The 24138-nt window shown below is 73.3% G+C and carries 24 protein-coding genes; 14 read left to right on the forward strand and 10 right to left on the reverse strand.

The window, feature by feature from the left end:
- Nucleotides 1–58: 58 nt before the first annotated feature.
- Both AC5L35_RS31855 and AC5L35_RS31860 read right to left on the reverse strand, forming a co-directional pair.
- The gene (locus AC5L35_RS31855) at nt 59–739 is read right to left on the reverse strand and encodes a TerD family protein (protein WP_495063439.1); all 681 of its coding nucleotides are present in this window, start codon (nt 737–739) and stop codon (nt 59–61) included.
- Nucleotides 740–747: 8 nt separating this feature from the next.
- Nucleotides 748–1323: a TerD family protein gene (locus tag AC5L35_RS31860; protein WP_495063440.1), complete on the reverse strand. Its 576-nt coding sequence runs from the start codon at nt 1321–1323 to the stop codon at nt 748–750.
- Nucleotides 1324–1498: 175 nt separating this feature from the next.
- On the opposite strand from AC5L35_RS31860, the gene polA reads away from it, so the two are divergent.
- Nucleotides 1499–4315 carry a DNA polymerase I gene (gene polA / locus AC5L35_RS31865; RefSeq protein WP_495063441.1) on the forward strand — a complete coding sequence of 939 codons (2817 nt, stop codon included), beginning with the start codon at nt 1499–1501 and terminating at the stop codon, nt 4313–4315.
- On the opposite strand, the gene AC5L35_RS31870 is transcribed toward polA, so the two are convergent.
- Entirely contained in the window at nt 4282–4881 is a 600-nt protein-coding gene (locus tag AC5L35_RS31870; RefSeq protein ID WP_495063442.1) for an MOSC domain-containing protein, read from the reverse strand. The two genes, polA and AC5L35_RS31870, sit on opposite strands and share 34 nt — an antisense overlap.
- A gap of 114 nt (nt 4882–4995) precedes the next feature.
- Nucleotides 4996–5574 (reverse strand): class I SAM-dependent methyltransferase, encoded by a 579-nt coding sequence (locus AC5L35_RS31875; protein ID WP_495063443.1) that lies wholly within the window; start codon nt 5572–5574, stop codon nt 4996–4998.
- A gap of 128 nt (nt 5575–5702) precedes the next feature.
- Between AC5L35_RS31875 and AC5L35_RS31880 the strand changes: the two genes are divergently transcribed.
- Both AC5L35_RS31880 and AC5L35_RS31885 read left to right on the forward strand, forming a co-directional pair.
- On the forward strand, nt 5703–6146 hold the full coding sequence (locus tag AC5L35_RS31880) for a helix-turn-helix domain-containing protein (RefSeq protein ID WP_495063444.1): 444 nt from the start codon (nt 5703–5705) through the stop codon (nt 6144–6146).
- 47 nt (nt 6147–6193) lie between these two features.
- Nucleotides 6194–6610 carry a VOC family protein gene (locus AC5L35_RS31885; RefSeq protein ID WP_495063445.1) on the forward strand — a complete coding sequence of 139 codons (417 nt, stop codon included), beginning with the start codon at nt 6194–6196 and terminating at the stop codon, nt 6608–6610.
- Between the two features lie 18 nt (nt 6611–6628).
- Here the strand turns inward: AC5L35_RS31885 and AC5L35_RS31890 are convergent, their stop codons facing one another.
- Entirely contained in the window at nt 6629–7120 is a 492-nt protein-coding gene (locus AC5L35_RS31890) for a hypothetical protein (RefSeq protein ID WP_495063446.1), read from the reverse strand.
- Between the two features lie 162 nt (nt 7121–7282).
- Here AC5L35_RS31890 and ruvC point away from each other — a divergent pair, with 162 nt between their 5' ends.
- From ruvC to AC5L35_RS31930, 8 genes are all read left to right on the forward strand, one after another.
- Complete coding sequence (gene ruvC / locus AC5L35_RS31895) at nt 7283–7885, forward strand: crossover junction endodeoxyribonuclease RuvC (RefSeq protein WP_495063447.1); 603 nt, start codon at nt 7283–7285, stop codon at nt 7883–7885.
- Nucleotides 7882–8487 carry a Holliday junction branch migration protein RuvA gene (ruvA, locus tag AC5L35_RS31900; protein WP_495063448.1) on the forward strand — a complete coding sequence of 202 codons (606 nt, stop codon included), beginning with the start codon at nt 7882–7884 and terminating at the stop codon, nt 8485–8487. Before ruvC ends, ruvA begins: the two co-directional genes overlap by 4 nt.
- Nucleotides 8484–9515: a Holliday junction branch migration DNA helicase RuvB gene (gene ruvB / locus AC5L35_RS31905; protein WP_495063449.1), complete on the forward strand. Its 1032-nt coding sequence runs from the start codon at nt 8484–8486 to the stop codon at nt 9513–9515. The genes ruvA and ruvB overlap by 4 nt, the downstream gene beginning before the upstream one ends.
- Nucleotides 9516–9566: 51 nt before the next feature.
- Nucleotides 9567–9986: a preprotein translocase subunit YajC gene (gene yajC / locus AC5L35_RS31910; protein WP_495063450.1), complete on the forward strand. Its 420-nt coding sequence runs from the start codon at nt 9567–9569 to the stop codon at nt 9984–9986.
- 35 nt (nt 9987–10021) lie between these two features.
- A complete protein-coding gene (gene secD, locus AC5L35_RS31915; RefSeq protein WP_495063451.1) occupies nt 10022–11866 on the forward strand; it encodes a protein translocase subunit SecD in 1845 nt (614 codons plus the stop codon).
- 3 nt (nt 11867–11869) lie between these two features.
- Nucleotides 11870–13114 carry a protein translocase subunit SecF gene (gene secF / locus AC5L35_RS31920; protein ID WP_495063452.1) on the forward strand — a complete coding sequence of 415 codons (1245 nt, stop codon included), beginning with the start codon at nt 11870–11872 and terminating at the stop codon, nt 13112–13114.
- Nucleotides 13111–13686 (forward strand): adenine phosphoribosyltransferase, encoded by a 576-nt coding sequence (locus AC5L35_RS31925; protein WP_495063453.1) that lies wholly within the window; start codon nt 13111–13113, stop codon nt 13684–13686. Before secF ends, AC5L35_RS31925 begins: the two co-directional genes overlap by 4 nt.
- 90 nt (nt 13687–13776) lie before the next feature.
- Entirely contained in the window at nt 13777–16119 is a 2343-nt protein-coding gene (locus AC5L35_RS31930) for a RelA/SpoT family protein (RefSeq protein ID WP_495063454.1), read from the forward strand.
- Between the two features lie 12 nt (nt 16120–16131).
- On the opposite strand, the gene AC5L35_RS31935 is transcribed toward AC5L35_RS31930, so the two are convergent.
- The 3 genes from AC5L35_RS31935 to AC5L35_RS31945 all read right to left on the reverse strand — a co-directional run bounded on the left by AC5L35_RS31935 (nt 16132) and on the right by AC5L35_RS31945 (nt 19242).
- Nucleotides 16132–17766: a carboxylesterase/lipase family protein gene (locus tag AC5L35_RS31935; RefSeq protein ID WP_495063455.1), complete on the reverse strand. Its 1635-nt coding sequence runs from the start codon at nt 17764–17766 to the stop codon at nt 16132–16134.
- Between the two features lie 11 nt (nt 17767–17777).
- Nucleotides 17778–18605, reverse strand: a complete 828-nt coding sequence (locus tag AC5L35_RS31940; protein ID WP_495063456.1) for a peptidylprolyl isomerase — start codon at nt 18603–18605, stop codon at nt 17778–17780.
- A 94-nt stretch (nt 18606–18699) separates the two neighbouring features.
- Nucleotides 18700–19242, reverse strand: a complete 543-nt coding sequence (locus AC5L35_RS31945) for a hypothetical protein (RefSeq protein ID WP_495063486.1) — start codon at nt 19240–19242, stop codon at nt 18700–18702.
- Between the two features lie 160 nt (nt 19243–19402).
- On the opposite strand from AC5L35_RS31945, the gene AC5L35_RS31950 reads away from it, so the two are divergent.
- The 3 genes from AC5L35_RS31950 to AC5L35_RS31960 are packed head-to-tail and all read left to right on the forward strand — an operon-like array spanning nt 19403 to nt 21986.
- Nucleotides 19403–20092, forward strand: a complete 690-nt coding sequence (locus AC5L35_RS31950; protein ID WP_495063457.1) for an MBL fold metallo-hydrolase — start codon at nt 19403–19405, stop codon at nt 20090–20092.
- A 32-nt stretch (nt 20093–20124) separates the two neighbouring features.
- On the forward strand, nt 20125–21396 hold the full coding sequence (gene hisS / locus AC5L35_RS31955) for a histidine--tRNA ligase (protein ID WP_495063487.1): 1272 nt from the start codon (nt 20125–20127) through the stop codon (nt 21394–21396).
- 32 nt (nt 21397–21428) lie between these two features.
- Nucleotides 21429–21986 (forward strand): class I SAM-dependent methyltransferase, encoded by a 558-nt coding sequence (locus AC5L35_RS31960; protein WP_495063458.1) that lies wholly within the window; start codon nt 21429–21431, stop codon nt 21984–21986.
- Nucleotides 21987–22005: 19 nt separating this feature from the next.
- On the opposite strand, the gene AC5L35_RS31965 is transcribed toward AC5L35_RS31960, so the two are convergent.
- Both AC5L35_RS31965 and AC5L35_RS31970 read right to left on the reverse strand, forming a co-directional pair.
- Complete coding sequence (locus AC5L35_RS31965; RefSeq protein WP_495063459.1) at nt 22006–23520, reverse strand: YibE/F family protein; 1515 nt, start codon at nt 23518–23520, stop codon at nt 22006–22008.
- A gap of 74 nt (nt 23521–23594) precedes the next feature.
- A complete protein-coding gene (locus AC5L35_RS31970; RefSeq protein ID WP_495063460.1) occupies nt 23595–24131 on the reverse strand; it encodes a gluconokinase in 537 nt (178 codons plus the stop codon).
- Nucleotides 24132–24138: the final 7 nt, after the last annotated feature.

The following is a 24138-nucleotide window of genomic DNA, read 5'->3' on the forward strand; positions in this document are numbered from 1 at the left end:
ATCCCTTTCCGAAGTCGCCCGGTGTGGCACCTACCGGGAGCGCGGTCGTCGGCGCAGGTCACTTACGCCCGCGCGCCCACTCCATTCCCCAGCCGTACGCCCGGTCGACGTCGGCCTGCCCACCGCTGACGTAGCGCACCTCGCGGCGCACCAGCATCTCCCCGCCCTGGTTCTCGAGCATCGCGATCACGCAGGTCGGCGACCCGGTGTCGTGCTCGTCGAGGCGCACCTCGATCTCGGGCCCCGACGCCGGATGCAGCGTCACGACGCCGTTGGCGCCCGCCCAGTTGGGCGTGCCCTGGTAGATGAACGCGAACACGAGGATGCGGCGGATCTCGTCGACCCGGGACAGGTCGATCACCATGTTCTCGCCGCCCGCGGCGGAGCCCGAGCGGTCGTCGCCGTCGAGCCGGATGATCGGCGCGCCCTGGTACGGCGCCTGGAACGCGTTGCCCAGAGCCTGCACGACACCCTTGCTGCCGTCGCTGAACTCCCACAGGCAGGCGAGGTCCAGGTCGATCGACCGGCCGCGCCGTTTGCCGAACAGGCCGCCGCGGGCCTCCTCACCCGCGGTCCACTGCAGGTTGACCCGCAGCTCACCGCCGGTGGCGCCCCGCTTGGTGAGCGAGACGCTCGGCGCGGCCTTCGTGAGGGTGACCTTCGACAGCGACACCCCGTCGCCGCTCGCGCCTCCCGCTGCCGGTGTGGTCGGACGCCGTTTGGTGTAGTCGATGGCCACCGGCCGGGTCAGACGTTGACGCCGTAGTCGCGGGCGATCCCCGTGAGGCCCGACGCGTAGCCCTGGCCGACCGCGCGGAACTTCCACTCGGCACCGTTGCGGTACAGCTCCCCGAAGACCATGGCCGTCTCCGTGGAGGCGTCCTCGCTGAGGTCGTAGCGGGCGATCTCGGCCCCGCCCGCCTGGTTGACGACCCGGATGAACGCGTTGCGGACCTGGCCGAAGCTCTGCGAACGCGCGTCGGCGTCGTAGATGCTCACGGCGAACACGATCTTGTCGACCTCGGCGGCCATGCCGGCCAGGTTGACCTTGACCTGCTCGTCGTCGCCCGAGCCCTCACCGGTGAGGTTGTCGCCGGTGTGCTCGACGGTGCCGTCGGGGGTGGTGAGGTTGTTGAAGAACACGAAGTGCTTGTCGGAGACGGCCTTGCCGTCGGCCTTGGCCACGATCGCCGAGGAGTCGAGGTCGAAGTCGGTGCCGGTGGTGGATCGGACGTCCCAGCCGAGGCCGATGACCACGGCCGTGAGGCCGGGGGCCTCCTTGGTGAGGCTGACGTTTCCACCCTTGGAGAGGCTGACGCTCACGTACTGCTCCGCTTCTGTTGTCGGTCCTGCCGGATCCACCCTAACGGGATCAACCGGACGGACGATCACATGTCACCACGGGAACGGCGGAACGGGCCGTGTGGTTCCCGGCTCTTCGAGAACGGAGCCCGTCCGTGTGCGGAACTGTCGGGGTGCGGTCCTAGACTCGCCGTCGATGAGCCCCGCCACCCGCACCCGCCAGAGGCCTGCCGCGCCCGCTGCGCCGTCGTCCACCGGAAAGCGGCTCCTGCTGCTCGACGGGCACTCGCTCGCCTACCGCGCCTTCTTCGCGCTGCCGGCCGAGAACTTCCGCACCGGCACGGGGCAGACCACCAACGCGGTCTACGGCTTCACGTCGATGCTCATCAACCTGCTGCGCGACGAGCAGCCCACCCACCTCGCGGTGTGCTTCGACGTCTCGCGCACCACGTTCCGGTCCGAGCGCTACACCGAGTACAAGGCCAACCGCTCGGCCACTCCCGACGACTTCCGGGGCCAGGTCGACCTCATCAAGGAGGTGCTGCGGGCGCTCGCGATCCCGGAGTTCGGCGTCGAGGGCTACGAGGCCGACGACCTGATCGCCACGCTCGCCACGCAGGCGGAGGCCGACGGCTTCCAGGTGCTGATCACCACCGGCGACCGCGACGCGTTCCAGCTGGTCAGCGACGACGTCATGGTGCTGTACCCGAAGCGCGGGGTGTCCGACCTGGGCCGCATCGACCCGGCCGAGGTGATGAACCGCTACGGCCTGACCCCGGCCCAGTACCCCGATTTCGCGGCCCTGCGGGGCGACCCCAGCGACAACCTGCCGAGCATCCCGGGCGTCGGGGAGAAGACCGCAGCGAAGTGGGTACGCGAGTTCGGCTCGCTCGCCGAGCTCACCGACCGCGTCGACGAGGTCAAGGGCAAGGCGGGCGACGCGCTGCGCGCCCACCTGGCCGGAGTACTGCTCAACCGCCAGCTCACCGAGCTGATCCGCGACGTCCCGCTCGAGGCGGCGCCCGCCGATCTCGAACTGCGGCCGTGGGACCGCGACGCCGTCCACCGGCTCTTCGACGAGCTGGAGTTCCGGGTGCTGCGTGAGCGCCTGTTCGCCACGCTGCAGAGCGCGGAGCCGGAGGCCGAGGGCGGCATCGAGGTGCAGGGCGGGGCCATCGAGCCGGGCGGTGTGCGGGCCTGGCTCGACGCGCACGCCCGCGACGGTCGCCGCGTCGGCCTGGCCTTCCACGGCCTCACCGGCGGCCCCACGGCTGCCGACGTCGCCGGCATCGGGCTCGCGGCCGGCGAGCCCACGGTCGAGGCCAGGGCGGCCGGTGCCACGGCGGGCGTCCCACAGGCCGGCTACCTCGACGTCACCGTGCTCACGCCCGACGACGAGGCCGCGCTGGGGGAGTGGCTCGCCGACCCGGACGTGCCGAAGGCCGCCCACGACGCCAAGTCGGCGCTGCACGCGCTGCGGGGTCGAGGTTGGAGCCTCGCCGGGCTCACCAGCGACACCGCGCTGGCCGCCTACCTGTCGCGGCCGGGCCAGCGCAGTTTCGACCTGGCCGACCTCGCGCTGCGCTACCTGCGGCGCGAGCTGCGGGCCGACGGCGAGGCCGAGGACGGCCAGCTCTCCCTCCTCGGCCGTGCTGATGCGCTCTCCGCTGACGCTCCGAGCGGTGAAGAGGAGGCCGACGCCGCGCGCGCCCAGGCGCAGATGATCGCCGCGTCCGCCGTCGCGGAGCTGGCCGACGCCCTCGACGCCGAGCTGGCCGAACGCGGCGGCACCGAGCTGCTGGCGGAGCTGGAGCTGCCGCTGGAGTTCGTGCTGGCCGACCTGGAGCAGGCCGGCATCGCGGTCGACGGTGAGGCGCTCGCCGCGCTGGAGTCCGAGTTCGCCGCGCAGGTGAAGCAGGCCGCGCAGGACAGCTACACGGTGATCGGCAAGGAGATCAACCTCGGCTCGCCGAAGCAGCTGCAGGCCGTGCTGTTCGACGAGCTCAACATGCCGAAGACCAAGCGCACCAAGACCGGCTACACCACCGACGCCGACGCGCTGCAGACGCTCTTCGAGCAGACGGGGCACGAGTTCCTCTCCCATCTGCTGCTGCACCGCGACGCAACGCGGCTCAAGGTCACCGTCGACGGCCTGCTCAAGTCCGTGGCCGACGACGGGCGGATCCACACCACCTACAGCCAGACGATCGCGGCCACCGGCAGGCTGAGCTCCACCGAGCCCAACCTGCAGAACGTCCCGATCCGCACCGCGGCGGGCCGGCGCATCCGCGAGACGTTCGTGGTGGGCCCGGAGTACGGCGAGTTGATGACGGCCGACTACAGCCAGATCGAGATGCGGATCATGGCCCACCTGTCGGAGGACGCCGCGCTGATCGAGGCCTTCCGCTCGCGCCACGACTTCCACGCCCAGACGGCGGGGCGGGTCTTCGGCTGCGAGCCCACCGAGGTCTCGGGGGAGCAGCGGGCCAAGATCAAGGCGATGAACTACGGGCTGGCCTACGGCCTCTCCTCGTTCGGCCTGGCCGGCCAGCTGCGGATCTCCACCGAGGAGGCCCGCGGCCTCATGGACGAGTACTTCAACGTCTTCGGCGGGGTGCGCGACTACCTGCGCAGCATCGTCGACATCGCCCGCAAGGACGGCTTCACCGCCACGATCATGGGTCGCCGCCGCTACCTGCCCGACCTCACGAACGACAACCGCCAGCGCCGGGAGATGGCCGAGCGGATGGCGCTCAACGCCCCCATCCAGGGCAGCGCGGCCGACATCATCAAGGTCGCGATGCTCGGGGTGCACCGGGCGCTCACCGGCGAGGGGCTGCGTAGCCGGATGCTGCTGCAGGTGCACGACGAGCTGGTGCTCGAGCTCGCCGAGGGTGAGCGCGAGGTCGTGGAGACGCTCGTGCGCCGCGAGATGGGTGCCGCCGCGTCGCTGAGCGTGCCGCTGGAGGTCTCGGTGGGCTACGGGCGCAGCTGGGACGACGCGGCCCACTGACCGGCCTCGGGCTGCTCGTGGGGCGTCGCCTCCACGCGCAGCACCGCCGGCCCGCGGCGCAGCACCCCGTCGTCGAGCGGTTCGCACCGCACCCCGCCCCGGCCCCGCATCGCGCGGAACGCGCCCGGCGCCAGCACCACGTCCATCCAGCTGCAGGGGTTGGCCGGGCGGTGTGCGCGGAAGCGCACCGGGCCGGCACCGGAGTCGATGCTGAAGATCGCCCCTTCGGTGCCCCGCCTGGCGGCCAGCCGGTCCACCGGGAAGCCGCGCAGCACCACGTTGCGCCGGGTGAGCCCGGCGTCGGGCACGTCGGCGAGGCCGAGCTCGTGCGCGACCTCGGCGAGCGACTCGGCCGCGAAGAACGTGACGGCCGCGCGCCGGTGCGCCGCGCGGCCGTAGTACCGGTCCCCGACCAGGCCGAGGCCGGCGCGGACCTCGACGGTGTCGGGCCGTGTGCCGTCCGGGTCGGGACGCGGGCCGTCCAGCGGGCGTCCCTCGTAGGCGTGCACGGGCGAGACGAGCAGCTCGACGATCTCCACGGGCACGGCGCCCGGCTCCTCGACCATGGCATCGACGCTACAGCCCGACAGCCGGGCGGTTCCGCGCGCTGCGTCAGGTCCTCGCAGAGCCCCCGGACCCTGCAAAGGCCGGGCCGGGCGCGCGGAACCGCCTGCGGCAGCTCAGCCGCGCGGGCCGGAGGCGGCGAGGATGCGGGCCGGGGGGAGGTTGCGCCACACGGGCGGGCTCACGGTGAGCTCGGCGAACGCGGCCCTGAGGTCGCGTTCCTGACGGCGGGCCGGGGGCAGCAGGTGGGTCAGCAGGAGTGAGACCTGGGTGAACGTGCCGGTGGGCGCCAGAGCGGCGGCGGCGATGGCGGGGATCGGTGCGGCGGCGTAGGCCGCCCAGGGCAGCAGGCTGCAGATCACGTCGGCCGTCGTGATCCCGTGGGCGTGCAACACGTCGGGCAGCTCGGCCGCGTCGGCGCACACCACGGTGACGGCGGGGTGGCGGGCGGTCAGCCGCTGCGCCAGCACGGGGCTGAGCTCGATGGCGAGGTGGCGGCCGCGACCGCCCAGCCGGCGCTGGACGGCGTCGGTGAGGTGTCCCGTGCCCGCCCCGAGCTCGACGACCACGGACTCGTCCCCGATCACGTGCGGGGCGAGCATCGCGGCGACGAGCGCGTCGGAGCTCGCCGTCACCGTGGCGACCTGGGTGGGGGCGCGCAGGAACTCGCGCAGCAGGAGCCGGTCGTCGCGCATCGTCGCAGCGTACGGCGGCCGGACGCGGGTGAACCGGGATGATCCGCCCGACTCCCGGCATGCCACCAGCGGGTTTCCGTCCGGTGTCGCGCGGTGAGAGCGCGGGGCGGGTACGGGAGGATGGGGGCGTGAACGGCCCTGTCGTGCCCGCGGTGTTCCATCTGCGGCGGGCGCGTGACCTGATCGACCGGCAGTACGCCGAGCCGCTCGACCTCGACGCGATGGCCCGGGCCGCCGGCTTCTCCCGTTACCACTTCGCCCGCGGGTTCCGCGCGGCCTACGGCGAGACACCGGGCCAGTACCTCACCCGCCGCCGGGTGGAGCGGGCACAGGACCTCCTGCGCTCGGCCGACCTCACCGTCACCGAGATCTGCCACCTCGTCGGCTTCAGCAGCCTCGGCTCGTTCAGCGCCCGGTTCTCGGAGCTCGTCGGCGCCTCCCCCACGCAGTACCGCAAGGTGCACGCCGAGCGGGGAGCTCCGCGGGTGCCCGGCTGCTTCGTCATGGCGTGGAGCCGTCCCGGCGCCACCACCGCAAGCGCGGAGAAGCCCGCGGCGGTGGAGCGGTCCTAGCGTCTGTGCATCCCGTCACCGACCCGGAGGACCAGATGATCAGCAGGATGTCGCACACCACCGTGTACGTGGTCGATCAGGACTCGGCGAAGCGGTTCTACACCGAGAAGCTCGGGTTCGAGCTGCGCGGTGACCTCACCATGGGCGCGGAGTTCGAGGGGTCGGGCACCGGCTTCCGCTGGCTCACCGTCAGCCCGCCCGACCAGCCCGACCTGGAGATCGTCCTCGCCGCCGTCGGGATGGGCCAGGACGAGGAGACCGCGGACCAGATGCGCTCCCTGATCGCCAAGGGCGCGCTCGGCGCGGGGGTGATGGGCACCGACGACTGCCAGAAGACCTACGAGGAGCTCTCGGCCCGCGGCGTCGTGTTCGTCCAGGAGCCCGCGCGGCGGCCCTACGGGATCGAGGCCGTGTTCCGCGACGACTCCGGCAACTGGTTCAGCCTCACCCAGCGCGTGGCCTGACGGCCGGGGCCCGTCCGGTCAGTCGGCGGCGGCGAAGGCGGCGCGGGCAGCGCCGAGCCGCACGGTCTCCAGCCGGCGCCGCTGGTCCCGCGCCCGATCGGCCAGCGCGGGCAGGTCGATGCAGCTGAGCTGCGGGTACGCCGGGGCCACCTCCAGCAGCGACAGCCAGAGCGCGAGCTTGCCCTCCACGCCGAGCGCGAGGCTCTCGGCCTGCAGCAGCAGCGTCAGCTCGCGGCTGTGGGTCACCCGCTCGTCCACCCCGAGCCGATGGACCTTCTCCGCGATCCACCCCGCGGCCTGCTTCACCGGGTTGCTCCCGACCCCGAGCACCTCCACGAGGCGGCGGAGCGTCGCCAGGTCCTCCTCGACGTCGGCGGCGATCGGCCCGAGCCCGGCGGCCGCCGGCTCGCCGCGGACGGCCTCCTCGAGCTGCCGGGCCATCTCCACGCCCGCGTTCGCTCCTCCGATGTGGTCGTTGAGGTACGTGCCGAGACGGTCGGTCGGGGACATGCTCGCTCCTGGGGGCGACGAGGCGTGCGCGGCGTGCAGCGGCTGACGCCGCACAGCGTGCTACGGAAAGGCGCCCACCGCTGACGGCGCGCCCCCATCGGGGCCGGATACCGCGCCGGTAGCCTGCCCTCTCGAACGGCTGTTCGCGCGAGAGGAGACGGTGTGCGGGTGCTCGGCGTCGACCCGGGACTGACCCGGTGTGGGCTCGGGGTCGTCGACGGTTCGGGTGGGCGCACCGTGCGGTGTGTGGACGTCGGCGTCGTCACGACCCCTCCTGAGGCGCCCGTCGCCGAGCGGCTGCTGGCCGTCGGTGCCGAGGTCGAGCGCTGGATCGAGCGGCACCGGCCCGACGTCGTCGCGATCGAGCGGGTGTTCAGCCAGCACAACGTCCGCACCGTGATGGGAACGGCGCAGGCCAGCGGGGTGGTGGCGCTGCTCGCGGCGCGGGCGGGGCTGCCCGTCGCGTTCCACACGCCCAGCGAGGTGAAGGCGGCCGTCACCGGTGAGGGCCGGGCAGGCAAGCAGCAGGTCACCACCATGGTCACGCGCCTGCTCGGCCTGGAGACGGCGCCCCGGCCCGCCGACGCCGCCGATGCGCTGGCCCTGGCGATCTGCCACTGCTGGCGGGCGCCCATGCTGGACCGGATGGCACAGGCACAGGCCCGGTCGGCCGAGCTGGCCCGAGCCCACCGGGCCCGGCTGGCGGCCGCGGCGAAGGCGGCTGGGGCGAAGGCGGCGGCGAAGGCCGCGGGGGAGGCGTCGTGATCAGCTCGGTGCGCGGCGAGGTGCTGGAGATCGGGCTCGACCACGCCGTCGTCGAGGTCGGCGGCGTCGGCCTGGCCGTGTACGCCACGCCCACCACGCTGGCCGGGCTGCGGCGCGGGCAGCCGAGCCGCCTGGCCACGGCACTCGTGGTGCGGGAGGACTCACTCACGCTGTTCGGCTTCGCCGACGACGAGGAACGCGAGCTGTTCGGGCTGCTGCAGACGGTGAGCGGCATCGGGCCGCGCATCGCGCTCGCCACCCTCGCCGTGCTCGCCCCCGACGTGCTCCGCCGCGCCCTCCTCGACGGTGACCTGACCACGATCACCCGCGTGCCCGGCATCGGGCGCAAGGGAGCCGAGCGCCTGGTGCTGGAGCTGAAGGACAAGGTCGACGCCCCGTCGGCGGCCCCGGCCACGCTCCCGATCACGGCGAACGGCGCGAACCCGCGCCGTGAGCAGGTCGTGGAGGCACTCGTCGGTCTCGGGTTCACGGCGAAGCCCGCCGAACAGGCCGTGGACGCGGTGCTGGCGGGCGACGGCGCCGACACCGACGCGAGCACGCTCCTGCGTGCCGCACTGGCCCGCCTGGGCCGGTCCCGATGAGTGACGTCGCACTGACCCCCGGGCCCGAACCGGAGGACCTCGAGGTCGACGCCACCCTGCGGCCACGCAACCTCACCGAGTTCATCGGGCAGCCCCGGGTCCGCGAACAGCTGGAGCTGGTGCTGGAGGGTGCGCGGCGCCGCGGTGACCCGCCCGACCACATCCTGCTGTCGGGGCCGCCGGGCCTCGGCAAGACGAGCCTCGCGCTCATCGTCGCGGCCGAGATGGGAGCCGCGATCCGGCTGACCTCGGGACCCGCGCTCGAACGGGCGGGCGACCTCGCCGCGATGCTGTCCAACCTCGAGTCCGGTGACGTGCTGTTCATCGACGAGATCCACCGGATCGCCCGCCCCGCCGAGGAGATGCTCTACCTGGCGATGGAGGACTTCCGGGTCGACGTGGTGGTGGGGAAGGGCCCGGGTGCCACCTCCATCCCGCTGGAGATCGCCCCGTTCACGCTGGTCGGGGCGACCACACGGTCGGGTGCGCTCACGGGACCGCTGCGCGACCGGTTCGGCTTCACCGCGCACATGGAGTTCTACGAGCCGGCCGAGCTGGAGCTCGTGCTGCGCCGCGCGGCCGTCATCCTCGACGTCGACCTGCGCCGGGACGGCGCCGAGGAGATCGCCTCCCGGTCGCGGGGCACCCCGCGGATCGCCAACCGCCTGCTGCGCCGCGTCCGCGACTTCGCGCAGGTGCGCGCCGACGGTGCGGTCACCCGGAAGGTGGCGCGGGACGCCCTGGCCGTCTACGACGTCGACGAGCTGGGCCTGGACCGGCTGGACCGGGCCGTGCTGGGGGCGTTGGTCCGCTCGTTCGGCGGTGGTCCGGTGGGTGTTTCCACGCTCGCTGTCGCTGTCGGGGAGGAACCCGGTACCGTCGAAGAGGTCTGCGAGCCGTACCTGGTGCGGGCCGGAATGCTGGCCCGCACGCCGCGGGGCCGGGTGGCCACGGCGGCTGCCTGGGCCCATCTGGGCATCACTCCGCCACCGAACGTCACCCAGGGTGGCCCTCCCGCGTTGTTCTGAGCGGGGGCTGGCAGACTCGGGTGGCTCTCGACGTGCGGAGATACGGAGACCATGGACCTCTCGCTGCTGTTCCCACTACTCATCCTGCTGCTGTTCATCCCGATCTTCCTGTCCGGGCGGCGCCAGCGCCGTCAGGTCGCGGAGACGCAGAAGCTGCAGGCCGCGCTGGAGGTCGGTGACGTGGTCATGACCACGTCGGGTCTCCGGGCCACGGTTGTCGACGCCTCCTACGAGGACACCGTCGACCTGGAGATCGCGGACGGCGTCGTCACCACGTGGGTGCGCGCCGCGGTCCGTGAGAAGGTCAACCCGGTCGCACTCGAGCCGGGCGTGGTCGACGCGCCCGCCGCCCCGGTGGTGGCATCGGGCGAGGCGACCCCCTCGGTCGCCGACGACGACAAGGCGCCGTCGCTGGACAAGGCACCGTCGCTGGAGAAGGACGACTCCGCGAACGGCACCTCCCGCAACTGAACGCGGGCGTTTTCTGACAGGAAGAGAATTCAGCAGTGGCAACCACCCCGGGGCGGATTCGTCCCTGGCGCTACCTGGCGGCGTTCGCCGGTGTCGTCATCGTGCTCTACGCACTGGTGTTCTTCACCGGCGACGGTCGCGCCGCCCCCAAGCTCGGTATCGATCTGCAGGGCGGCACTCGGGTCACCCTGCAGGCGCGCACCGAGACGGGCGCGGAGCCGCCCCGGGACCAGCTCCTGCTGGCGCAGCAGATCATCGAGGACCGGGTCAACGGTCTCGGCGTCAGCGGCGCCGAGGTGGTGCTCGACGGCAGCAACCTGACGATCACGGTGCCCGGCCAGGAGGGTGACCAGGCCCGATCGCTGGGTCAGACCGCCCAGCTGCGGTTCCGTGAGGTCATCGGCGGCCCGGTGGCGTCGGCTCCGGCCGCGCCGCCGGGTCCCGAGGCGGGCCAGCCGGGCGCTCCGGCTCCCGCCCCGGGTGCCCCCGCCGTCACGCCCAGCCCGGGTGCGCCGCCTCCCGCCGCGCCGCCGTCCGGTGCGCCCGCCCCGGCCGACCAGCCGCAGGGCGCGGCCGACCCGGCGGCTCCTGTGGAGCGCGGGGTGGCTCCGGTGGCCTTCACGGCGCCGCTGCAGAACCCCACACCCGCTCCGCCGCCGGCCCCGCCGGCACAGCCCGCGCAGCCGGCACAGTCCGCCCCGCCGGGACAGCCTGCCCCGCCGCCACCACCGGACCCGGGGGCAGTCACTCCGGCATCTCCCGCCGACCCGCAGGTGGCCGCGGCCATCGCCGCGGCCCGGCAGGTGCGCCAGAGCACCGACCCCACCGTGCAGCAGATGGCGCTGACCACGCTCAACTGCAGCGCCAACGACCCGCTGCGCGGATACGACGACCCCAAGCTCCCGCTGGTCGCCTGCAGCCAGGACGGCACCGAGAAGTACGTCCTCGGCCCCAGCTTCCTCGAGGGCACCCAGATCGACAACGCGATGGCGCAGCAGAACTCGCAGGGCGCCGGCTGGGTCATCAGCCTCACGTTCAAGAGCGAGGGCGCCGCGATCTGGGGGCAGTACACCTCTCAGAACATCGGCAAGAGCGCCGCGTTCGTGCTCGACGGCGAGGTCGTCTCCGCCCCTACGATCCAGAGCGCGATCTACGGCCCCACCGAGATCTCGGGGCAGTTCAACCAGAAGTCCGCCCAGGACCTCGCCAACACGCTGCGGTACGGCTCGCTGCCCCTGTCGTTCGAGTCGTCGGAGGCCCAGACGGTCTCGGCGACGCTCGGGCTGGCCTCGCTGCAGGCCGGGCTGATCGCGGGTGGCCTCGGCCTGCTGCTGGTGTTCATCTACTGCCTCTTCTACTACCGCGTGCTCGGGGTGCTGACGATCCTGTCGCTGGTGCTGTCCGGCGTGATCGTCTACGCGGTGCTGGTGCTGCTCGGACGGTGGATCGGCTTCACGCTCGACCTCGCCGGGGTGGCCGGGTTCATCGTGGCCATCGGCATCACCGCCGACTCGTTCGTGATCTTCTTCGAACGCCTCAAGGACGAGATGCGTGAGGGCCGCAGCTTCCGGTCGGCGGTCCCCCGAGGCTGGGTGCGGGCGCGGCGCACGATTCTGTCCGCCGATGCGATCAGCTTCCTGGCCTCGGCCGTGCTGTACCTGCTCGCCGTCGGCCAGGTGAGGGGTTTCGCGTTCACTCTGGGCCTGTCCACAGTGCTCGACCTCATCGTCGTCTTCCTGGTGACGCATCCGCTGGTCGCGCTCGCGTCCAACTCCCGGGTGTTCGGCAGCCCGGCGCTGTCGGGCCTGGGTGCGGTGGCGAAGATCGGTGCCGACCGCAAGCGGGCCGCCACGTCGGCCGGCGCATCGAAGGGAGCCTGAGAGATGGCGACCACCACCCCTTCTCGGAAGGGTCTTCTCTCCGGCCTCTACACCGGCACGGGGTCGTTCGACCTCGTGGGCCGCAGGCGTAGCTGGTACATCGCGTTCGGGTTGCTGGTGCTCGTCTGCCTCGTGTCGATCGTCTTCCGTGGCTTCAACCTCGGCATCGACTTCACCGGTGGCACGCAGTTGCAGTTCCCGTCGGCCGGTACGTCCGCCCCGGCGGACGTCACCGCGGTGAGCGGGGTCTACGAACGGACCATCGGCGAGGAGCCCGCCGCGGTGCAGACCGTGGGCACCGGCCAGGCCGCCTCCGTGCTCATCCGCTCGGAGTCGCTCGACCCCGCCCAGCTCGTGACGCTGAAGCAGGCGCTGTTCGACGCGTTCAAGCCCGTGGGTCCCGCCGGCGCGCCGTCCCTGCAGGCGATCAGCGACAGCGACGTCAGCGGGAGCTGGGGCGGCCAGATCACCCGGCAGGCGCTCATCGCGCTGGCCGTGTTCCTCGTGCTGGTCACGATCTTCCTGGCGTTCTACTTCGAGCGCGCCATGGCGGTCGCGGCGCTGGTCGCGCTCGCGCACGACATCATCGTCACCGCCGGTGTGTACTCGATCGTCGGGTTCGAGGTCACGCCCGCCACGGTGATCGGTCTGCTGACGATCCTGGGCTTCTCGCTCTACGACACGGTCGTGGTGTTCGACAAGGTCAAGGAGAACACCCGCGGCCTGCTGGGGCTCACGCGGCGCACCTACGGGGAGGCCGCGAACCTGGCGCTGAACCAGACCTTGATGCGCTCGATCAACACGTCGTTGATCGCGGTGCTGCCGGTGGTCGGGCTGATGGTGGTCGGCGTCGGACTGCTCGGGGTCGGCACACTCGCCGACCTCGCACTTGTGCAGATGGTCGGCATCATCGCCGGTGCCGTCTCGTCGCTGCTGCTCGCCACCCCGCTGCTGGTGGACCTGAAGATGCGCGACAAGAGGTTCCGGCAGCAGGCCGAGCGCGTGCTGGCCCGCCGCCGCCGGGCAGCGGGAGCACTCGCCGGTGCCCTCGGCGCGGACGACTCCGACGGCGACCCCGACCTCACCGACGACGGGGTGCTCGCCACCGAGCTGCGCAGGGAACGCGCGATGGCGGCCGCCGCGAGCACGCCGTCCCGGCCGGGCAAGGCGGGCGACCGCCATGGCGGCGCCCGCGCCGCCCGGCCCACCGGCAAGGCGTCGCGTCCCACCGGCAAGAGGCGGGGATGACCCCGGGCCCTGACCTCGTCCCGGATGTCGTCGCCATCGCCGACCCGGAGGCCGAGGCCGACCTCGCCAGGGTGGCCGCGCTCGTGCGGGACGTGCCGGACTACCCGTCGCCGGGCGTGCTGTTCCGCGACATCACGCCCGTCCTCGCCGACGCGGAGGCGTTCGCCGCGGTCGTCACCGAGCTGGCGTCGCTCGTGGGCGACGCCGAGATCGTGGCAGGGGTGGAGGCGCGCGGGTTCCTGCTCGGCGCGGCGGTCGCCGTCGTCGCAGGCACCGGGCTCGTGCCCGTCCGCAAAGCGGGCAAGCTGCCCCGGGTGGCGGCCTCGCAGACCTACGACCTCGAGTACGGCACCGCCACCCTGGAGCTGTCGGCCGACACCGTCGCCCCGGGGTCGAAGGTGTTCATCGTCGACGACGTGCTGGCCACCGGCGGCACGGCAGCGGCGGCGTACGCGCTGCTGGCCGACGTCGGTGCCGACGTGACCGGCTTCGCCGTGCTGCTGGAACTGGCAGCACTGGGAGGCCGGGAACGGCTCGCGCCGATCCCGGTGCACGCCCTGCTGCGGGTCTGATTCCGAGGCGCCGGCGTCGCCCCTGACTCGGGCGCCGCTGCCACCTCGTCGACGCGGGACTATCCTCCATCGGGTGGAGCGCGAGAACGCATGACGGATGTGCAACCGGTAGCGCCGCCGGTCCCCGGGCCGGAGAGTCCGGTGGCGACCACGTCCAAGCCCTCGGCAACGCGGCGGGTGCGGGCGCGGATCGCCCGCCGGATGACCCCGCAGCGCGTGGCCGTGGTCGCTCCGGTTCTCGAACCGCTCGCCAGCGTGCATCGCGCCCTGCACCCGAAGGCCGATCTCGCCCTGCTGCAGCGAGCCTACGACGTGGCCGAGGCGAAGCACGAGGGCCAGAAACGCAAGTCCGGTGATCCGTACATCACCCACCCGCTGGCCGTCTCCACGATCCTGGCCGAGCTGGGCATGGACACCACCACGCTCGTGGCGGCACTGCTGCACGACACGGTGGAGGACACCGACTACTCGCTCGACCGGCTGCGCGCCGACTTCGGCGAGGAGGTGGCCCACCTCGTCGACGGCGTCACCAAGCTCGACAAGGTCGAGCTGGGATCGGCCGCCGAGGCGGAGACGATCCGCAAGATGGTCGTCGCGATGGCCCGGGACCCCCGGGTGCTCGTGATCAAGCTGTCGGACCGGCTGCACAACATGCGCACGATGCGCTTCCTGCCGCCGGAGAAGCAGGCGAAGAAGGCCCGCGAGACCCTCGAGGTGCTGGCACCGCTGGCCCACCGGCTCGGGATGGCCACGGTCAAGTGGGAGCTCGAGGACCTGTCCTTCGCGATCCTGCACCCGAAGAAGTACTCCGAGATCGTCCGGCTGGTCGCGACGAGGGCCCCGTCGCGTGACACGTACCTCAAGCAGGTCATCGACGAGGTCACGCAGCAGCTCGACGCGGCGCGCATCGCGGCCACGGTCGAGGGCAGGCCGAAGCACTACTACTCGATCTACCGGAAGATGATCGTCAAGGGCCGCGACTTCGACGACATCCACGACCTCGTGGGTGTCCGGGTCCTGGTCGACGAGGTGCGCGACTGCTACGCCGCGATGGGCATGGTCCATGCGCTGTGGCAGCCGATGCCCGGCCGGTTCAAGGACTACATCGCCCAGCCGCGGTTCGGGGTGTACCAGTCGCTGCACACCACCGTGATCGGCCCGGACGGCAAGCCCCTCGAGGTGCAGATCCGCACCCACGACATGCACCGCACCGCGGAGTACGGGATCGCGGCGCACTGGCGGTACAAGGAGACCCCCCGCAACCAGAACGGCGCGAACTGGTCCACGGCCACCGTCGAGGTCGACGAGATGTCGTGGATGCGCCAGCTGCTCGACTGGCAGCGGGAGGCGGCCGACCCCGGCGACTTCCTGGAGTCACTGCGCTTCGACCTCGCGTCGAAGGAGATCTTCGTCTTCACGCCCAAGGGCGACGTGATCACGCTGACCACCGGGTCCACGCCGGTCGACCTGGCCTACGCGGTGCACACCGAGGTGGGCAACCGGTGCATCGGGTCCCGGGTCAACGGCAGGCTCGTCGCGCTGGAGCGCAAGCTCGAGTCGGGTGACGTCGTCGAGATCTTCACGTCGAAGGCCGAGGGCGCGGGCCCGAGCCGCGACTGGCTCGCCTTCGTCGCGTCCCCGCGGGCGAAGACCAAGATCAAGCAGTGGTTCGCCAAGGAGCGCCGCGAGGAGGCGATCGAGGCGGGCAAGGAGGCGATCGCCCGGGAGGCTCGGCGTACGTCGATGCCGCTGCAGCGGCTCGTCTCCGCCGACGCGATGGCCGCGCTGTCGCGGGAGCTGCACTTCCCGGACCTGTCGGGCCTCTACGCCGCCGTCGGGGAGGGCCACGCGAGCGCCCGCCACGTCGTCCAGCGCCTCGTCGCCCTGCTGGGTGGGGTCGAGCAGGCCGAGGAGGACCTCGCCGAGCGTGCCACGCCGTCCACGGTGCGGTTGCGCCGGGCCGGAGGCGACGCGGGGGTGGTGGTCCGCGGGGAAGGTGCGGATCTCGCCGACCTGTACACGAAGCTCGCGCGCTGCTGCACGCCCGTGCCCGGCGACGAGATCCTCGGGTTCGTCACCCGCGGCGGTGGCATCTCGGTGCACCGCACCGACTGCACCAACGCCTCCGATCTGCAGAACCGCTCGGAACGGCTGGTCGAGGTCGCCTGGTCGGTGTCCCCGGGGTCGGTGTTCCTCGTGGCGATCCAGGTGGAGGCGCTCGACCGGCACCGGCTGCTGTCGGACATCACCAAGGTGCTGGCCGACGAGAAGGTCAACATCCTGTCGGCCACGGTGCAGACGTCCCGCGACCGCGTCGCGGTGTCGCGCTTCAGCTTCGAGATGGGCGACCCGAAGCACCTCGGCCACGTGCTGCGTGCGGTGCGCAACGTCGAAGGCGTCTACGACGTGTACCGGGTGACGTCGGCGAGCTGATCCTCGGGCGGCTCAGCCCAGGTCCCACAGGCTGCACCGGTGCTCGGCGGCGAACTCGGCGGCCGGCCGCGCGACGGTGCCCCGGCCGGGGCCCGTGATCGTCAGTATCGAGCCGTCCCCGGCCCAGTGCGGCCAGACCGGGCCGCTGCCGCCGTTGGGGTTGCCGGTGGCCGCGAACCGGGCCCAGGCACCCACCATCTCGGTGGCCAGCACCTGCTGGTCGGCAGCGAGCGGGGGCTGGTCGGGCACCAGGTCGAACAGGTAGGGCATCTCCGCCCCGTGCGTGACGCCGGTGGCGAGATGGGGAGGCAGCGCCGCGAACGGCGAGGGCGCCGTGGGGTCGGCGAACTCGTACGCGTACAGCGGGGCCCGAGGGCCCAGCAGCCGGTGGGTGGCGAGGGTGGTGCAGGCGTAGCCGCGGTCGGTCACCACGTCGGACCACACCCGGCCCGGTGACCGGCCGCCACCGAGCGGGTAGCTGCGGGTGGCCACGGCGCTACGGGATCCCGCGGCCGCCCCGAGCAGGGTCCGGAAGCCGGCCTCGGTGAGCGGGCCGCCGCCGCGGTCGAAGAACGCGGCGGTGAACAGCGTGCCCTCGTCGCGCGTGGTGCCGGCGAGCAGCGGTGTCGGGCGCAGGTCGCCGTCGACCACCACGTCCGACGGCCGCCGGGGGAGGGTGGCGGTGCCGGTCGCGGGGCTCCAGTAGACGCCCGCCCCGTCCACGAGCCGCTCGGTGGGCAGGGCGCGCATGCAGGCGAGCGCGGCGACCGGCGTCCTGGCGGGGTCGGGGCAGCCCAGCGCGGTCGCGACGCCGGCACCTGCCGCCTCCACCAGCGGGAGCGGTTTCCACGTGTCGCCGCCGGGCCCGGCGCCGGGACGGATGACGTCCACGATGTTCGCGGTGCTGCACCCGCCGCTCTGCAGGATCGCGCGCTGGTAGAGGCCCACCGCACCGGGTGAGCTGAGCTGTGCGCAGACGCTGTCGGCGCCCGCCGACTCGCCGGCCAGGGTGACCGAACCCGGGTCGCCGCCGAACGCCGTGATGTTGCGTCGCACCCAGTGCATCGCCGCCTGCTGGTCCAGCAACGCGAACGACCCGGATCCGGGCAGGCCGTGCAGGCCGAAGAAACCGAAGACCCCGAGCCGGTAGTTGATCGTGACGACGATCAGCGGCCCGGCCGCGGCGAGCCGCCGCGGGTCGACGTCGGATCCCGCTCCCGCGTTGAAACCGCCGCCGTGGATCCAGAAGACCACCGGCAGCCGCGACGTCGGCGTCGTCCCCACCGGCACCGTCACGTTGAGCGTGAGGCAGTCCTCGCTCGTGCTGCCCGGCGTGCCGTGGGGGACGTCCGCGCCCGCGCCGAGCTGCGCGCACCGGCTGCCGGGCTGCGCCGCGCTGCGGGTGCCGCTCCAGCCCGGCGCCGGCTGCGGCGGTTGCCAGCGCAGCGGCCCGACCGGCGGCGCCGCATAGGGGATGCCCTGGAAGCGCAGCATCCCGGAGTCACTGCCCCCGGCGAGCTCACCCTGCTCGATCCGGACGTGGTCACCGAGCGGTGGTGTCACCGCAGGCGGGGCGGGGGAGCAGGCCGTCAGCACGGCTGCGGCCGCCAGCAGCACGACGACCGACGCGCGGCCTCCCCCGATCACCCTCGCCCGGTTCAGCCGGCGGTGACGGTCTGGATCGTGACAGGAGTGACCGGCTTGCCGTCACCGGTGCCGTTCGAGTTGTCCGACCCTGCCTTGGCGACCTCGTCGAGCGTGGCCAGTCCGGCGTCCCCGATGGTGCCGAAGACCGTGTAGTCGGGCGGGAGGGTGGAGTCGGCGTACACGAGGAAGAACTGGCTGCCGCCCGAGTTGGGCGCGGAGGTCTTCGCCATCGCCACGGTGCCCCGCGGGTACACCACGGTGCCGTTCGCGGCGGGCGCCAGCCCGGTGGGCGGCTCGTCGTTGATCGTGTAGCCGGGGCCGCCCGAACCGGAGCCCGTGGGGTCGCCGCACTGCAGGACCTTCAGGCCGTCGGTGGTGGTGAGCCGGTGACACGGGGTGCCGTTGTAGAAGCCGGCCTTGGCCAGGCTCAGGAAGTTCTCCACGGCGCACGGGCCCTTCGCGCGGTCCAGCGTCAGCGGGATCGCGCCCCGGTCGGTCTGCATCGCCACCGGCACGGTGCCACTGGTGCTCGCGTCCGCGACGGTCGGGACGGGCGCGGGCTTCGACGCGGGGTCGTTCGGCGTGGGCGTGAACGTGCAGTGGCCCAGCGCGGCCGGGGCGGCAGGCGCCGACGACGGGGCTGCCGCCTGGTCCGCCGGTGCCGCGCCCCGGCCGCCCAGCGTGGAGAGCAGCACGACTCCCACGACGACGACCACGACCACGGCGGCGGACGTGATGATGGCGATCCGCTGCCGGCGCTTGGCCCGCTCGATCCGCCGCTGCTGCTGGTTCGCCAGCTTGCGCTTCGCCGCATCGCGCCGCATCTGGTTGGTCGCCACCCGGTACTCCCTCGTTCTCGCTGCTCGGGCCGCAGGATAACGAGTCTCCCTGTGAGGTCCCGGAGAGGTCGGGGGCGCGTGCGGGTGGTGCCGGTCAGGCGGGCCGCGGGTACATCCGTCCGCCCGGGACCGGGCCCACGTCCCGCACGCGCCTGCCGCCGGCGAGGCGGGCGTGCTGCAGGCCGGGGGAAACGCCTGCTGCCGCGGCCAGCCGGTCGGCCACGGCCCCGGTGACGAAGGCGTACACGGTCTTGCCGCCCACGTCGACGGCGAGCTCGTCGCGCGGCCACGTCCACGGCGGGGCGCCGACCCCCGTCCAGTTCTCGGCGATCTGGTCGGCGGTCAGGCGGATCACGGTGAACATCGACGAGGCCCACGGACCGCGCAGCCCGGCGAAGGCCATCACCCCGCGCAGCGCGCCGACCCCGGCCGCCATCCCGATGTGCATCGCCCGGCTCCGCCGCGCGAGACCTGCCTCCCCGGTCGGCGGCAGCCCGAGGAGCCGTTCGGCCACCCGGCCCGGGACCTGGCTGTCCGGGCGGTGGGTGACGGCCTGTTCGACCTTCTCGGCGACCGTCATCACCGCGGCTCCGGCCAGGCCGGCCAGCACACCGCTGCCCACCCCACGCAGCAGCATCCTGCCGCCCTTCGGGGCGTCCCGGCCCATCCGGACGACCGTGCCGTCCGTCGTCGTGTCCTGCGGGTGCTTCCCTCCGATGTCCACGGCACCGGGTGTCCCGGCCGGGCGGGGATAAACCGGCGAGCCTGCGATACGGGGCACGTCCTAGTGTGGTGGTGTGCTCGTCGCAGGGTTTCCCGCCGGTTCCTTCCAGACCAACTGCTACGTCGTGGCAGCGGCTGCGGGCGAGGCGTGCGTGGTGGTCGACCCCGGCCAGGACGCCGTCGAACCGCTCGAGGAGCTGCTCGCCGAGCACCGGCTCACGCCGGTGGCGGTGCTGCTCACCCACGGCCACTTCGACCACACGTTCAGCGTGGCGCCCGTCTGCGACGGTCATGACGTCCCCGCCTGGATCCACCCGGACGACCGGGAGATGCTGGCCGACCCGATGAAGGGCATCTCGGCCGATGCCGCGGCGCTCTTCGGCGGCCGGCTGGAGCTCCGCGAGCCCCGGGAGGTGCGCCAGCTCACCGACGGCGCCGCACTCGATCTCGCCGGGCTCACGTTGCGCGTCGACCACACCCCCGGCCACACCCGCGGCTCGGTGGTCTTCACGACCCCGACCGAGGAGGGCGTCGAGGTGATCCTCGCGGGCGACACGCTCTTCGCGGGGTCGATCGGCCGCACCGACCTCCCCGGCGGTGACCACGCCCAGATGCTCGAGAGCCTGCGCGACAAGCTGCTCACCCGCGACGACTCCGCTGTCGTCCTCCCCGGGCACGGGCCCACCACCACGGTGGGGCGCGAGCGGGCGTCCAACCCGTTCCTGCAGGGGCTCGACCTGCCGACCAAGGGACGCGGGCTGTGACGGCCGCGCGCAGCGAGGAGCGGACCGACACCGTGGAACAGCGTCCTGCCGCGTTCGCCGCCCCCAAGGGCATCCCGGAGTACGTGCCGCCGGACTCGGCGGGGTTCGAGCACGTCCGCGCCACGCTGGCCGGGGCGGCCGACCGCGCGGGCTACGGCCTCATCGAGCTTCCCGTCTTCGAGGAGACGGGGCTCTACGCGCGCGGCGTCGGCGAGTCCACCGACGTGGTGAGCAAGGAAATGTACACCTTCACCGACCGCGGGGAGCGGTCGGTGACGCTGCGCCCGGAGGGCACGGCAGGCGTCGTCCGGTCGGTGATCGAGCACGGGCTCGACCGGGCAGGTCTCCCGGTGAAGCTGCGCTACGCGGGCCCGTTCTTCCGGTACGAGCGTCCGCAGGCCGGGCGCTACCGCCAGCTGCAGCAGGTGGGTGTCGAGGCGATCGGCGTCGACGACCCGGCGCTCGACGCCGAGGTCATCGCGATCGCCGACGAGGGCTTCCGCGCGCTCGGGCTCACCGGTTACCGCCTGGAGATCACCTCGCTCGGCGACGCCGAGTCCCGTCCCCCGTACCGGGCGCTGCTGCAGGAGTTCCTGGCCGGGCTCCCGCTCGACGAGGCCACCCGCAACCGGGCGGCGATCAACCCGCTGCGGGTGCTCGACGACAAGCGCCCCGAGGTGCGTGCGTTGCTGGCCGACGCCCCGCTGCTGGTCGACCACCTCTCCGCCGTCTCCGCCGAGCACCACGCCGCGGTGAAGCAGCACCTCGACGACCTGGGCGTGGCCTACGTGGAGAACCCGCGGATGGTGCGCGGGCTGGACTACTACACGAAGACCACCTTCGAGTTCGTGCACGACGGGCTCGGCGCGCAGTCCGGGATCGGCGGCGGCGGCCGTTACGACGGGCTGATGGCCACCCTCGGTGGCCAGCCGCTCTCCGGCGTCGGCTACGGCATCGGGGTGGACCGCACGCTGCTGGCCTGCCGCGCCGAGGGGATCGCGCCATGGTCCGAGGCGCGCTGCGAGGTCTTCGGCGTGCCGCTGGGGGAGGCGGCGAAGCGACGCCTCGTCGTGCTGGCCGGGGAGCTGCGCAAGGCCGGGGTGCGGGTCGACCTCGCCTACGGCGGCCGCGGGCTCAAGGGCGCGATGAAGGCCGCCGACCGCTCCGGGGCCCGCTTCGCGCTGGTGCTGGGCGAGCGGGACCTCGAGGCCGGCACCGTGGGCCTCAAGGACCTGGTGTCGGGGGACCAGCAGGACGTCGACCTGGCAGGCGCGACCGACGCGGTGCTCGCCCGGCTGCGCTGACGGGCCGGGCAGCCCCACTACGCTTCCCTCTCGTGGCAGCGGAGGATCGCGAGCGCTGGGACGCCCGGCACGCCGCGGTCTCCGCGGCCGATGGCCCCACCCTCCCGATGCCCCCGGACGCGCTGCGCGGCCGCGAGCGCCTGCTCCCCGCCACCGGACGCGCGCTCGATGTGGCCTGCGGGCGGGGCGCGGTGGCCCTGTGGCTCGCCGAGCGGGGTCTCGACGTCGACGCGGTGGACGTCTCGGACTCCGCGCTGGCGCTCGGCGCTGCGCTCGCGGCCGACCGCGGGGTGGGCGACCAGGTGCACTGGTGGGCCCACGACCTCGACGACGGCCTGCCCGAGGGCTGCGCCGGACCCTACGACGTGGTGGTGTGCCAGCGGTTCCGCGATCCCGCCCTGTACCCGGTGCTCGCGCGCTGCCTCGCGCCCGGCGGGCTGCTCGTGGTGACGGTGCTGTCGGTGGTGGGGGACGAGGGCGGGCGGTTCCGCGCGGCCGCCGGGGAGCTGCCCGCGGCGTTCAGCAACCTGACCCGGCTGGCCCACACCGAGCGCGACGGCGAGGCGAGCCTGCTGGCGCGCCGCCCGTGAGCCGCACTCCTGGACCGCCTCACTCGTGGACCGGGGCCTCCCGGCTGGCCACCACCGCGGCGAGCGCCGTGGTGATCGGCACGGAGGCGACCAGGCCGATGCTGCCCACCAGCGTGCGTACCACCTCGGTGGCCACGTCCTGCGTGGTGACCACGTCGGAGAGCCCGCGGCCGGACAGCGTGAACAGCAGCAGCAGCGGCAGCGAAGCTCCCGCGTAGGCCAGCACCAGCGTGTTGACGGCCGACGACACGTGGTCGCGCCCGATCCGCATCGCCGCCGCGAAGAGGCCGGGCGCCCCCAGTTCGGGGTTGGCCCGGCGCAGCTCCCACACCGCGCTGGTCTGGGTGACGGTGACGTCGTCGAGCACGCCGAGCGCCCCGATCACCACCCCGGCGAGCAGCAGGCCGCGGGCGTCGACGCCGGTGCCCAGGGTGGCGATCAGGTTGCTCGTCTGGTCGTCGAGGCCGGTGAGCCGGGCGGCCACCGAGAACGCCGCGCCGAGTGCGCCGATCAGGGCCAGCGACAGCAAGGTGCCGAGGACGGCCGTCGACGTGCGCGCCGAGGGCCCGTGGGTCAGGTAGAGCACCACGAACATGATCACGCAGGAACCCACGACGGCGACGGCGAGCGGGCTGTGCCCGTCCAGGATCGCGGGCAGCACGAACATCAGCAGCACCACGAAGCTCAGCGCCAGCGCCGCGAGCGCGGCGAGACCCCGCCAGCGCCCGAGCACGAGCACGGCACCGGCGAAGACGGCGGCGAGCCAGCCCAGCGGTGCGCCGCGCTGGAAGTCGACCACCTGGTACGAGCCGGGGTCGTTCGGGTCGGCCCCGGACCAGCCCAGCACCACCCGGTCGCCGACGGCGAAGGTGGGGGAGCCGGGTTCGACGGGCACGACCTGCACGAGGTCGCGGCCCGGCATGGGCCCGTCGGCCATCCGGACGATGAGCGCGACGCACCCGCCGTCGCCGGAGCCCTGGCTGCAGTCGGCCGCGCTCGCGCTGGTGACCTCGGCCCGCACCGGTTGCTGGCTGACGGGCTGCGCGGTGCTGGGCGGACCACCGGAGGGCCACAGCAGCACGACGCCGATGAGGGTGGCCAGCGCGCACGGGACGAGCAGCGCGGCGATGAGCAGGCGCACCCGCCGCCCCGCCGGCGGCGCGGGGGAGTGCCCGTGCCCGTGTCCGTGCCCGGACGCTGGGCCGCGAGCGGCTGCAGCGGGTGGCGCCGCTACGGCGTGCCGGCCGGTGTCGGCAGGCTCCGCGCCCCGGTCGGCGCGCCTGCGGCGGCCCGGTGTGGCGCGGGTGGCGACGAGTTGGTCGCCGGTGTCGGCGCCGACCGGAGACCATCCCGTTGGCGACGTGGGGGCCTCGGACGCCGCGTCGTCGTAGTCGTCCGGGTAGCCGTCGTCCGCGGCGTCGCGGCCCCGCGCCGGACCGCCGGCGGACCGGCCGTGCCGGTGGCGCCGGGGGTCGTGTGCTCCGGGCGGGGGCTGCTCGGGGCCGCGCGGGATCCCGGGTGGTTCAGGTGACACGGGCACATCCCGTCAACGCGGCGCACGCCGACGCGGGCACGTCCACCGGACGGGCGCCACCCGTCCGGGGCTGATCAGCGGGGATGATCACCGGAGGCGTCCTCGGGTGAGTGGTTGCCCAGCTGCTCCAGGGCCCGCTCGGCGACGGTGGCGGCATCGCCGGTGGTGTCGACCCGGATGCCCGGCTCCTCGGGCAGGAGTGGTTCGAGGGTGGCGAGCTGGCTGTCCAGCAGGGACGGCGGCATGTAGTGGTCGGTGCGAGCGGTGACCCGCGACGCGATCAGCTCGGGCGGCGCGAGCAGGTGGACGAACTGCACGGACGGATGACCGTCGAGCAGCAGGTCGCGATAGGAGCGCTTGAGCGCCGAGCACGTGACCACCGCGCTGCGGCCCGCCGCCTCCTGTTCCCCGATCCATGCGGCGACGCGGCGGAGCCAGGGCCAGCGGTCGTCGTCGTCGAGCGGGATGCCGCTCGCCATCTTCGCGCGGTTGCTCTCGGGGTGCAGGTCGTCGCCCTCGACGAACTCCCATCCCGTGCGCCGGACGAGCTCGGCGGCCACCGAGCTCTTGCCCACACCCGATACGCCCATCACCACCAGGGTCACCGTCATGGAGGCA

The sequence above is a fragment of the Pseudonocardia sp. OZ21 genome (genome assembly GCF_059359135.1).